The sequence below is a fragment of the Aeromonas sp. R3-1 genome (assembly GCF_040908345.1).
GTDB classification, from domain to species: Bacteria; Pseudomonadota; Gammaproteobacteria; order Enterobacterales; family Aeromonadaceae; genus Aeromonas; species Aeromonas veronii.
The window spans coordinates 39,760-51,475 of sequence record NZ_JBFODN010000025.1; the positions used below are offsets into that span (position 1 = coordinate 39,760).

The following is an 11,716-nucleotide window of genomic DNA, read 5'->3' on the forward strand; positions in this document are numbered from 1 at the left end:
TCACCGCCCGGCGGTGAACCACAGGAGTAATACCTTGATGGAACTCTTGATCAATCAGGTGGGCTACGAGTGCGACGGACATAAGGTCGCCCTGTTGCAAACCTCCCCCGCCCCTGATCTCGGCGGCTATGTCAGGCTGCAACGCCTCGATGATGGCCAGATCCTGTTTGAAACCCCGCTGCAACCGGCCGGCAGCGTTCCCGGCTGGCAGGGCCGCGCTTACTGGCGTGCCGACTTCTCCGCCTTCAAGGAGCCCGGCCACTATCGGCTGGAGGCGATCACTGCCCAAGGCATAGTCCGCTCGACCCGCTTTGCCATCGGCCAGGATCTGCTGGCCAGCCACTGCCTCTCCGATGTCATTCACTACTTCAAGGGCCAGCGCGCCAGCGGCACCTTCGATCGGGCCGACCGCAGCGCCCGCCTGTTTGGCACCGACCAGCACAAAGATGTGCACGGCGGCTGGTTCGATGCCAGCGGCGACATGAGCAAGTACCTGAGCCACCTCTCCTACGCCAACTACCTCAACCCCCAGCAGACCCCCATGGTGGTGTGGGCTCTGCTCAAGTGCCGGGAACTGCTGGCCCCGCGCCGCGATATCGACGGGGTGAACCTCTGCAAGCGGCTCAATGACGAGGCGCTGCACGGCGCCGATTTCCTCTGCCGGATGCAGGATGAGTCGGGCTTCTTCTACATGACCCTGTTCGATAAGTGGAGCAAGGATCCCGCCCAGCGCGAGCTGTGCGCCTATGCCACCCAGCAGGGGCTCAAGTCTGCCAACTGGCAGGCGGGGTTCCGCCAAGGGGGCGGCATGGCCATCGCCGCGCTGGCCCGCGCCGCCCGCGAGAGCGTTAGCGGCGACTTCGATGCCAGCCGCTACGCCGAGGCAGCCAAACGCGGCTACCTGCATCTGTGCGAACACAACCTTGCCTACCTTGATGACGGGGTCGAGAACATCATCGACGACTACTGCGCCCTGCTGGCGGCGGTGGAGCTGACCCGCACCTTCGGCGCCGAGTGGCTGAATGAGGCGAGAGCCCGCGCCAGCAAGCTCTGTGCCCGCCAGCGCCCTCATCCTGAGCTGGGTCACTACTGGTCGGCCAACGAGGATGGCTCGCGCCCCTACTACCACGCCGCCGAAGCGGGTCTGCCGGTGCTGGCGCTGCTGGAATATCTGGGCGTAGAGCCGGATCAGGGGCACCAGGCCCAGGTACAAACCGTGGTGGAGCAGGCACTGGCCGCCGAACTGGCGCTCTGTGCCCGCGCAGGCAACCCCTTCTCCCTCGCCCGCCAATATGTGAAAGGGGTGGATGAAGCGCCGCGCGTCAGCTTCTTTATGCCCCACAACAACGAATCCGGTTACTGGTGGCAGGGGGAGAACGCCCGCCTCGCCTCGCTGGCGACCATGGCCTTTGCTGGCGCCCGCCACTTCCCCCGCCAGAGCCAGCCGCTCATCACTTACGGTCAGCGCCAACTCGACTGGGTCCTCGGGCAAAACCCCTTCAACGCCTGCATGCTGGCGGGCCACGGCATCAACAACCCCGCCTATACCGCCGGGTATCCCAATGCGCAGGGGGGAATCTGCAACGGCATCACCGCCGGGTTTGATGACGAAAACGACGTGGCTTTTATTCCGGAGGAGTACCAGGATCGGCTGGATCAGAACTGGCGCTGGGGCGAGCAGTGGATCCCCCACGCGGCCTGGTTTGCTTTGGCTATCAGCTGGCAGAATGCGCAGGGAAATGGAGGTCGCCATGATTGAGTTCTGGGTAGGCGTCGATGGCGGGGGCACCCACACCCGCGCCCGCATTCGGGATCGGGCGAGCAAGCTGCTCGGAGAGGGACGCGCGGCTGGCTCCAATCTGGAGCTGGGCATCCCCCATGCCCACGCCAATGTGCTGGCCGCCATCGCCAGCGCCCGCCTTGCCGCCGGGATCTCTATCGAGAGTGAACAGCAGATGGGGGTCGGGCTGGCGCTCGCCTCCGCCGAGCTGGCCGACTGCTATCACGCCCTGCTCGAGATGCCCTTCCCCTTTGCCAGCGTCAGGCTCACCTCCGATGCCTTCGGTGCTTGCCTCGGCGCCTTTGGCGGCCGTGAGGGGGCCATCCTCATCGCCGGTACCGGCTCGGTGGGGCTGGTCTATCAGGAGGGGCAGATCCGCACCTGCTCCGGCCGCGGCTTCCCCATTTCAGACATAGGCAGCGGCGCCTGGCTGGGGCTGCGCGCCATCCAGCAATCCCTGCTCTGCCACGACGGCATTCTGCCCCCCAGCACCCTCGCTATCCGCTTGATGGACCGCTTCAAGCGGGATCAGGCCGAGGTGGTACGCTGGGCCGCCCGCGCCATTCCGGCGGACTATGGCCACTTTGCCCCCTGGGTATTCGATGCCGCCAGCGATGGCGACGAGCTCGCCAATCAGCTGCTGGACGAAACCTGCGAACAGCTGCGGATCCTGCTGGAGGGAATGACCCAGCTCGGTGCCAGACAGATCGCCCTGCTGGGGGGGATTGGCACCCGCCTCGCTCCCCGTCTCGGCCAGCTCAACCTGATCCCCCCCCAGGCAGATGCGCTCGATGGCGCCATCCTGTTTGCCCAATCAGAGGATTTTCCATGTCTACACCCCTGATCCACACCCAGGTAGCCCGACGTGACGGCGAGGATGTCTGGTTCACTTTCACCCTCTCCCGCATGCCTGATACCAAGTGGAAGCTGCACTTCTGTCTGGCTCGCCATATCGACCCCGACTCCTTGCAAGGAGGCGAGCTGGCGCGCCAAAGCGGCAGCTACAAGGTGATTGTCCCGAACGCTGACAGCTGCGAGCTGCGCTTTTGCTGCCGCCAGACGCCCATCAAGAAGCTCTCCGACATGCCGCAGGGGTTCTTCCTCAGCCTGCCGGAGGCGACCACGGGTGCACAGCTGCTGCCGGTGACACTGGCCGCTCAGGATCTTGGACTGGAAAACCCGCCGGTAACCCGCCCCGACCTGCCGGATGTCGAGTCCCTGCCCGGCATAGTGCCGCAACCGGCCCATCTGGTGCAGCTGGAGGGGAACTTCCGGCTGGCCGAGCGGGCTCATGTCAGCGCTCCCCGCGATGTGCCGAAACTGCTGGCCCACTTCAACGAGCTGACGTCGCTGGCGCTGGAGCAAGATCACGACGCTGAAATCCGGCTGACCGAGGCCAAACTGGCACCCGAAGCCTACCAACTCACCATCACGCCGCAGGAGGTGGTGATTGCCGCCGCCGACGAAACGGGCTGGCGCCATGGGCTGGTGACGCTAGCCCAGTGGTATCTGCAACATGGGGAGAGCCTGCCCTGCGTCACGCTGGAGGATGCCCCGCGCTTTGGCTTTCGCGGCATTTTTCTCGACTGCGCCCGCCACTTCCACACCCCGGCCACCATCAAGCGTCTGCTCAAACTGATGAGCCTCTACAAGTTCAACCGCTTCCACTGGCATCTGACCGATGACGAGGGGTGGCGACTCGAGATCAAGGCCTTCCCGGCACTGACCGACGTGGGTGCCTGGCGCGGCCACGATCTGGCGATCGGCCCCCAGCTCAGCGGCGGTGCCGAACCCTATGGCGGCTACTACACCCAGAGCGAGGTGAAGGAGCTGGTGAGCTATGCCAGTGAGCTCGGCATCACCGTCATTCCCGAGATCGACATTCCGGGCCATTGCCACGCCGCCATCAAGGCGCTGCCCGAGTTACTGATCGAAACGGCGGATCACTCCCGCTACCGCTCGGTTCAGCATTTCGATGACAACGTGCTCAACCCCGCCCTGCCCGGCACCTACCGCTTTCTGGAGGCGGTGCTGGACGAGGTATGCGAGCTCTTCCCCGGCCCGCAGATCCACATGGGGGGTGACGAGGTGCCGACCGGGGTCTGGACCGACAGCCCCACTTGCCAGCAGCTGATGGTCGAGCAGGGCTACGCCGATTGCCGCGAGCTGCAGGGCCATCTGCTGCGCCACTGCCAGCGCTATCTGGCCGCCAGAGGCAAACAGATGATCGGCTGGGAGGAGATCCTGCATGGCGACAAGGTGAGCCGCAAAGCGGCCATCTGTGCCTGGACCAGCTTTCAGGCGGGGCTGGATGCTGCCGCGGCCGGTTATCCGGTGGTGATGGCGCCCGCCCAGTTCCTCTATCTGGATCTGGCCTGGAGCGCCGATATTCATGAACCCGGCCTCTACTGGGCGGGGACCCTCAATCTGGAGCAGATCTACGCGTGTGACCCTGCCCCAGCCGATTTCCATGCCAACGATAACATCCTCGGGGTGCTGAGCCCCTTGTGGTCAGAATTGATCACCAGCCGTGATCGTCTCGACTACATGTTGTTCCCGCGTATGCTGGCCACGGCCGAGGTGGCCTGGAGCGATCCCGCCCACAAGGGCTGGGAGCACTTCGCCGCCCGCCTGCCGGGTCAGCTGCAGATCCTCGATCAGTTGCAGGTGCGCTACCGGATGCCACAGAGGTAATGTTGTCTCTACTTTGGCGGCCAATCGGCCGCCTTTTTTACGATTAACCAACAAAACATCAACTTCCCCCTACCATTCATCCGCCATTATTGGCAAAATCCAGCCCCCAATGAAGCTGGTCTGCCTCCTGCTGGCGCGAGCCTGCGGCCACCTCCAGATCTGCCACAATAACAACGACAACATTATCAACAAGAACATCGGAGCGTATTCCTATGGCCCGCAGAGATGTCCATACCCTGGATAGCGAAGTGGAGTTTCCTGCCGACGTACAACTGGTCTCCACCACTGACCTGCGCGGGGTGATCACTTATGCCAATCCGGCTTTTTGCACCATCGCCGGCTATAGCGCCGACGAGCTGGTCGGTCACAACCACAATCTGGTACGCCACCCCGACATGCCCAAGGCCGCCTTCGCCGATCTCTGGGCCCGCCTCAAGGAGGGCAAACCCTGGCGCGGCATCGTCAAGAATCGCTGCAAGGATGGTCGTTACTACTGGGTAGATGCCTATGTGACCCCCATCTATGAAGGCAACAGGATCAGCGGCTACCAGTCGGTACGCTGCAAGCCCGAGCCCCAATTCAAGCGCATCGCTGCTCAAACCTACCAGGCACTGCTCAAGGCCGAGCGCGGCAACAGCAGCAACCTTCCCTCTCTTGCCAGAGTGCGCACCCCGGCCATTACCCTGCTGCTGCTCGGCCTGATGGGCTGGACCTTCGCCAGCCAAGGGGCCATGACCGTCCTGCTGATGCTGCTGCCCCTGTTGCTTATTGGCGGAGCCTACTGGCGCGAGCTCTTTGCCCTGCCCCACTATCTGCAGCAACTGGGCCGCGAATATGACAGTCTGACCCGGCTGGTCTACTCCGGTGACAACCCCGGCGCCATTGCCGATTTTCATATCAAGATGCTGCAGGCCCGCATCCGAACCGTGTTGGGGCGGATCAACGATGCCACGGCACCTCTGCAAACCCTGGCCATCAATCTGAAGCAGGCCTCTCATCAGGCCTGTCTCGATATCAACGAGCAAGATGCCCAGACCCAGCAGATGGCTACGGCTATGACTCAAATGGCCAACACAGCTCACGAGATCGCCCGCAACATTCAGGACTCCAACGGTCAGGTCAACGAAGCTCGCAATCGTTGTGAACAAACCAACCAGCAGTTGAACCAGACCGAGCAACAGATCGAACAGCTTGCCAAACAGGCAGAGCTGGCGTTCAACTCGGCGGTAGAGCTCGCCAGCGAATCCGAACGGATTGGCAGTGTCATGGGCGAGATCCAGGGCATCGCCGAGCAGACTAACCTGCTGGCCCTCAACGCCGCCATCGAAGCGGCTCGCGCCGGAGAGCAGGGCCGTGGTTTTGCGGTGGTCGCAGACGAGGTGCGTACTCTATCGACCCGCACCCACAAGGCAACCGAGCAGATCCAGGGCAGCATCAAGCAGATCCAGCACACGCTGGTACGTTGGAAGGGGATGATGCAGGAGAACCTGCAACAGACCCGCGCATGTGCCGAGATGACCCGCCAGGGTGCCAGCAGCCTCCATACCGTGCTGACAGAGATAGAGCTGGTCACCGAACACTCCACCCAGATCGCCACCGCTGCAGAGCAGCAACAAGCGGTCGTGGAGGAGATCAGCCGCAGTATCCACCAGATATCCGCATACTCCCACGCCAACAGTCAGAAGATGCTGGATGTCGATCACTCCAGTCAGGCTCTGCTGGAACGGGCCAAGCAACTGAAGGGGCTTAGCCAGACCTTCGGCTGAATCATTGCCAGCCCCATGACAGAAGCGCCACAATGGCGCTTCTGTTGTTTTTGACGAATCGGGTCTATGAGCATTGAACCAAGTCCATCCCCATTGAACAAAACGGCCCGTATCGAAGCGATCATCGCCTTGATCCCGGCAGGCCGGGTGGTCAGCTATGGTCAGGTGGCCGATCTGGCGGGGCTGCCCGGACGGGCAAGACTGGTAGGCAAGGTGCTGCGGGAAACCGACAAGGTACTGCCGTGGCATCGGGTACTGGGCGCCGCGGGCACCATCTCGTTACCGAAAGGGTCGCCAGGCTTTGCCGAACAGACGGGACGCCTGCAGCAAGAAGGGGTCGTGGTGATCGGTGGGCGGGTCAGAATGAAGGAGTGGCAATGGCAGCCCGATCTGGCCGAGCTGCTTTTTCTACTGCCGTTTTGAGAGGGTCACAGCCGGATCACTCCAGCGGCGCCAGGATCTCGTCGCTGCGCACCTGCACCGGTATGGTCTCGTCCGCGCGCTGAAGCAGCACCAGCAGGCTCTGCCGGTCCACTTCCAGCACATAGGCCGCCCCTTCACGGGTCATGCAGCTCATGCCCGGCCGGATCTCGTTAATCTCCATCTCAACCTCCTTGTCTACTTCGCGATTGACGACAGCTGCACTCCTTGCAGCTGTCTCAGTATACCGCTATCCATAAGCAAAGAGGCCCCTTGTCGGGGCCTCTTTTCATCAGGCTTTTTTAGCCTTTGGCAAACTCTCTTGCCAGGTTCCGTTGTCGTAGTGAGCGGTCCAACCGGTCGCCTTACCGTTGACCTCGCTCATCACGTACTGCTCCTTGGTCTTGCGACTGAAGCGTACGATGGCAGGGTTGCCGTCCGGATCGGTGAGCGGGGCACCGGCCAGATACTTGTGCTTGGCGGAGATGCGATCCTTGAAGCGCTTGAGCTCTTCCACCAGCGGCGCGCGGGTCTCGCGGGATTTGGGGAAGTTGCTGGCCGCCAGGAACAGACCGGCAGCCCCGTCACGCAGTACAAAGTGAGCATCGGACTGGGTGCACTTGAGCTCCGGCAGCGGCACCGGATCCTCCTTCGGCGGCGCGATGTCGCCGTTTTTCAGGATCTTGCGGGTGTTCTTGCAGGTCTCGTTGGTGCAGCCCATGTATTTGCCGAAACGGCCGTTCTTGAGCTGCATCTCGGCTCCGCAACGGTCGCACTCGATGCTCGGCCCTTCGTAGCCCTTGAGCTTGAACTGGCCCTTCTCGATCTCGTAGCCATCGCAATCCGGGTTGCGACCACAGACGTGCAGCTTGCGGCTGTCATCGATGATGTAGGCATCCATCGCGGTACCACAGACGCCGCAGCGGTGCTTGGCGCGCAGCGCTTCGGTTTCCGCCTCTTCACCGTCAGTGGCGGAGACAAATTCGTCGGCAGAGACCAGGTTGATGGTCTTCTTGCAGCGCTCTTTCGGCGGCAGGGCATAGCCGGAGCAGCCAAGGAAAACACCGGTGGTGGCAGTACGAATGCCCATCTTGCGGCCACAATCCGGGCAGTCGATGTCGGTCATCACCATCTGGTTGGCACGCATGCCGCCCTCTTCGGGCGCCTTGTCGGCCTTCTCCAGCTCCTGGGTAAACTCGGCGTAGAAGGCATCCAGCACCTTCTTCCACTCAAGGCTCCCTTCGGCGATGCCATCGAGCTTGTCTTCCATCTTGGCGGTGAACTCGTAGTTCATCAGCTCAACGAAGTTCTCCACCAGACGATCGGTGACAATCTCGCCCATCTTCTCGGCGAAGAAACGGCGGCTCTCGACCCGCACATAACCGCGATCAACGATGGTGGAGATGATAGAGGCGTAGGTAGACGGACGGCCGATGCCGCGTTTTTCCAGCTCGCGCACCAGCGCGGCTTCGGTGAAACGGGCAGGCGGCTTGGTGAAGTGCTGGCGCGGATCCAGCTTGACCAGTTTCAGCACCTCGCCAACGGTCACCGCCGGCAGTTGACTATCTTCGCCCTTGCGACCCATCGGCGGCAGTGCCTTGGTCCAACCGGCGAAGCGCAGGGTACGGCCACGGGCCTTGAGCTCGAACTCACCCGCCTTGACGGTCAGGGTGGAGGAGTCGTATTGAGCCGGGGTCATCTGGCAAGCAACGAACTGACGCCAGATGAGATCGTACAGACGCATGGCATCCGGCTCCATCCCTTCCAGCATCTCGGCAGTCACCTGTACGTTGGAGGGACGGATCGCTTCGTGCGCTTCCTGGGCATTGGCCTTGGCGCCATACAGATTCGGCTCGGCTGGCAGATAGGCCGCGCCATACTGCTCGCCGATATATTCACGCACCGCCTCAACCGCCTCTTTGCTGAGGTTGGTGGAGTCGGTACGCATATAGGTGATGTAACCCGCTTCATAGAGACGCTGGGCCATCATCATGGTCTTCTTGACCCCGAAGCTCAGACGGGTAGAGGCCGCCTGCTGCAGGGTAGATGTGATAAACGGCGCGGACGGTTTGGAGCCGGTCGGCTTGTCTTCCCGGTTCACCACCTTGTAGTCGACCCCTTCCAGGGCTGCGACAGCGGCAAAGGTCTCGGCCTGGGTCACCGGCTTGAAGTCGGCACCGTTGCGGCTGACCACTTCCATCCGCAGATCGCTCTTGTCGGCGGTCAGCAGGTCGGCATTGAGATCCCAGAACTCGACCGGTACGAACGCCTTGATTTCGCGCTCTTTATCGACGATGAGACGCACCGCGACAGACTGCACCCGACCAGCAGAGAGACCGCGGGCCAGCTTTTTCCACAGCAGCGGGGAGACCATGTAACCCACCACGCGGTCGAGGAAACGACGGGCCTGCTGGGCATTGACGCGGTCAATATTGAGTTCGGACGGCTGGGCGAACGCCTCCTTGATGGCGCTCTTGGTGATCTCGTTGAACACCACGCGCTTGTAGCGGCTGTCATCGCCACCGATGATCTCGCGCAGGTGCCAGGCGATCGCCTCTCCTTCTCTATCCAAGTCGGTTGCGAGATAGATGGTGTCGGCTTTCTCGGCCAGACTTTGCAACTCGCTGACCACCTTCTCCTTGCCGGGCAAAATCTGGTAGTTAGCCTGCCAACCAGCGGTCGGATTGATACCCATCCGGGCAAACAGGGCCTTGCGATCCTTGGCAGCCTTCTCGGATTCGCTCAACTTGATGCCGCGAATGACAGGTTTCTTGGGCTCGGTGCTGGCGCTGCCGCTGGTGGGCAGATCGCGAACATGACCCACGCTGGATTTCACCACGTAGTCCTTGCCCAGATATTTGTTGATCGTCTTGGCCTTGGCCGGAGACTCCACTATGACCAGTGATTTGCCCATGCTGTAACTATTATCCTCATTGCACCCGACGGGGTTGGTGTGCGGTTTTGTGGGGCTGTATAAGAGATTTGGCGCGAAAAAGCAATCTTGTGAGCAAATTTGCCTGACCAGCCCGAACCACACGGCTTCTTTTATTGCTTCTTTATTTATTAATGCGAAGGCAGCAGGCCGGACGCAACCGCTTTTTCAATTTTCTGCCATACCGCCCCTCTTTTTATATCTGAAACGACATAAAAACGTCTGCCAGTTACCAGCTTGTTACAAAAACATAAAATCTCTTTATAATGGCCCAACCCCGACGCATTGTGCGCGGAAGGAACCGCTACCCATCATAAAAATCGAAAGGATGTACTCAATGAAGCACTTCGAGGTCAATTTCGACGGTCTGGTCGGCCCGACTCATAACTATGCCGGCCTCTCCTACGGCAACGTTGCCTCCCAGAGCAATGCCCAGGAGGCTTCCAATCCGAAAGAGGCCGCCAAACAGGGGCTGCGCAAGATGAAGGCGCTGACCGAGCTTGGCATGACCCAGGGGGTACTGGCGCCACAAGAGCGTCCCGATCTCGCCACCCTGCGCCGCCTCGGCTTCACCGGCAACGATGCCCGGGTGCTGGAACAGGCCGCCAAACAGGCTCCCGCCGTACTGGCTGCCTGCTATTCGGCTTCCAGCATGTGGACCGCCAACGCCGCCACCGTCTCTCCTAGTGCCGATACTCAGGATGGCCGCATTCACTTCACCCCCGCCAACCTGACCAACAAGTTTCACCGCTCTCTGGAGCCCGACGTCACGGGCCGTATCCTGCGCGCCGTGTTCAACAATGATCGCCACTTCAGCCACCACCTCCATCTGCCGGAAAATGACCACTTCGGCGACGAGGGGGCCGCCAACCACACCCGCCTCTGCCGCGCCTATGGCGAGGCGGGGGTCGAGCTGTTTGTCTATGGCCGCAGTGCCTTTGACTACTCCCGCCCGGCGCCGAAGCGCTATCCGGCCCGCCAGACTCTGGAGGCAAGCCAGGCCATCGCCCGCCTGCATGGCCTCGGCGAGGAGAGCGTGGTGTTTATTCAGCAAAATCCGGAGGTGATCGATCAGGGAGTATTCCACAACGACGTGATCGCGGTGGGCAACCAGAACGTGCTCTTCTTCCACCAACAAGCGTTCCTCAACACCGAAGCGGTGCTGACCGAAATCCGCGGCAAGTTTGGCGAAGGGGAGCTGCACTTTATCGAAGTGCCGACCGCCGAGGTATCCGTGCTGGATGCGGTGAAATCCTACCTGTTCAACACCCAGATCCTCACCCTGCCGAGCGGCGAGATGGCCATTATCGCCCCCACCGAGTGCCGCGATAATCCGGCGGTGTCGGCCTATCTTGGCAAGCTGCTGACGCAGGAGACTCCGATCAAGGCGGTCCACTATATGGATGTGAAACAGAGCATGCGCAATGGTGGCGGCCCCGCCTGCCTGCGACTGCGGGTTGCCATGAACGATCAGGAACTCGCCGCAGTCAATCAGGCCTGCCTCATCAACGACAGCCAGTTTGCCCGCCTCGATGGCTGGGTAGATCGCCACTACCGTGACCGCCTGACCCTCGACGATCTGAGGGATCCAGCATTGGTGCAGGAGTCCCGCAGCGCACTGGACGAGCTGACCCAGATCCTGAAACTGGGTTCGGTCTACCCGTTCCAGCGCTAAATGCGATGCCCGGCAAGACCGCCAACGCTGGCGGTCTTCTGCTATCTGCCTTCTCTTCAGCGCGATCGCCAAATTGCTCGGATGCTGTTTTGTGCAGAAAAGCAGCGCACAACTTGCTGATAAGCTTGAATTTTGAGCTGGATGTATCAAAAAATCGACGAACAGTCATTTTTTACTGCCAGATGCCTCATCAAGGGGTTCACAAAGCCTCTGGATCTGATAGTATGCGCCTCGCACTTGGGGAGGGGTTCCCGAGCGGCCAAAGGGATCAGACTGTAAATCTGACGGCTCTGCCTTCGAAGGTTCGAATCCTTCTCCCTCCACCATTCAAGTGCAAAGTAGTGACAATCAGGAAATACCCCGTGGAGGGGTTCCCGAGCGGCCAAAGGGATCAGACTGTAAATCTGACGGCTCTGCCTTCGAAGGTTCGAATCCTTCTCCCTCCACCA

Annotated in this window: 8 protein-coding genes and 2 tRNA genes; 8 read left to right on the plus strand and 2 right to left on the minus strand. The window is 61.3% G+C overall.

The genetic code is table 11. From position 1 onward, the window contains the following. Nucleotides 1–37 precede the first annotated feature (37 nt). From AB5Y85_RS01630 to AB5Y85_RS01650, 5 genes are all read left to right on the plus strand, one after another. On the plus strand, nucleotides 38–1,759 hold the full coding sequence (locus AB5Y85_RS01630; RefSeq protein WP_368221078.1) for a glycoside hydrolase family 9 protein: 1,722 nt from the start codon (nucleotides 38–40) through the stop codon (nucleotides 1,757–1,759). Next, the gene (locus AB5Y85_RS01635) at nucleotides 1,752–2,624 is read left to right on the plus strand and encodes a BadF/BadG/BcrA/BcrD ATPase family protein (protein WP_368221079.1); all 873 of its coding nucleotides are present in this window, start codon (nucleotides 1,752–1,754) and stop codon (nucleotides 2,622–2,624) included. Before AB5Y85_RS01630 ends, AB5Y85_RS01635 begins: the two co-directional genes overlap by 8 nt. Beyond that, entirely contained in the window at nucleotides 2,609–4,474 is a 1,866-nt protein-coding gene (locus AB5Y85_RS01640; RefSeq protein ID WP_257688039.1) for a beta-N-acetylhexosaminidase, read from the plus strand. Before AB5Y85_RS01635 ends, AB5Y85_RS01640 begins: the two co-directional genes overlap by 16 nt. Nucleotides 4,475–4,686: 212 nt before the next feature. Beyond that, nucleotides 4,687–6,240 (plus strand): PAS domain-containing methyl-accepting chemotaxis protein, encoded by a 1,554-nt coding sequence (locus AB5Y85_RS01645; protein WP_101529850.1) that lies wholly within the window; start codon nucleotides 4,687–4,689, stop codon nucleotides 6,238–6,240. Between the two features lie 66 nt (nucleotides 6,241–6,306). Continuing rightward, on the plus strand, nucleotides 6,307–6,663 hold the full coding sequence (locus tag AB5Y85_RS01650) for an MGMT family protein (protein ID WP_019446729.1): 357 nt from the start codon (nucleotides 6,307–6,309) through the stop codon (nucleotides 6,661–6,663). Nucleotides 6,664–6,679: 16 nt separating this feature from the next. Here AB5Y85_RS01650 and AB5Y85_RS01655 read toward each other — a convergent pair whose 3' ends face one another. Together AB5Y85_RS01655 and topA are read right to left on the minus strand one after the other, a co-directional pair. Then, the gene (locus AB5Y85_RS01655; RefSeq protein ID WP_005334891.1) at nucleotides 6,680–6,844 is read right to left on the minus strand and encodes a hypothetical protein; all 165 of its coding nucleotides are present in this window, start codon (nucleotides 6,842–6,844) and stop codon (nucleotides 6,680–6,682) included. 108 nt (nucleotides 6,845–6,952) lie between these two features. Beyond that, on the minus strand, nucleotides 6,953–9,574 hold the full coding sequence (gene topA / locus AB5Y85_RS01660) for a type I DNA topoisomerase (RefSeq protein ID WP_005362158.1): 2,622 nt from the start codon (nucleotides 9,572–9,574) through the stop codon (nucleotides 6,953–6,955). A 355-nt stretch (nucleotides 9,575–9,929) separates the two neighbouring features. On the opposite strand from topA, the gene astB reads away from it, so the two are divergent. From astB to AB5Y85_RS01675, 3 genes are all read left to right on the plus strand, one after another. Beyond that, entirely contained in the window at nucleotides 9,930–11,267 is a 1,338-nt protein-coding gene (gene astB / locus AB5Y85_RS01665; RefSeq protein WP_257688038.1) for an N-succinylarginine dihydrolase, read from the plus strand. A gap of 241 nt (nucleotides 11,268–11,508) precedes the next feature. Next, nucleotides 11,509–11,593, plus strand: a tRNA-Tyr gene (locus tag AB5Y85_RS01670). Nucleotides 11,594–11,631: 38 nt separating this feature from the next. Then, a tRNA-Tyr gene (locus AB5Y85_RS01675) sits at nucleotides 11,632–11,716 on the plus strand.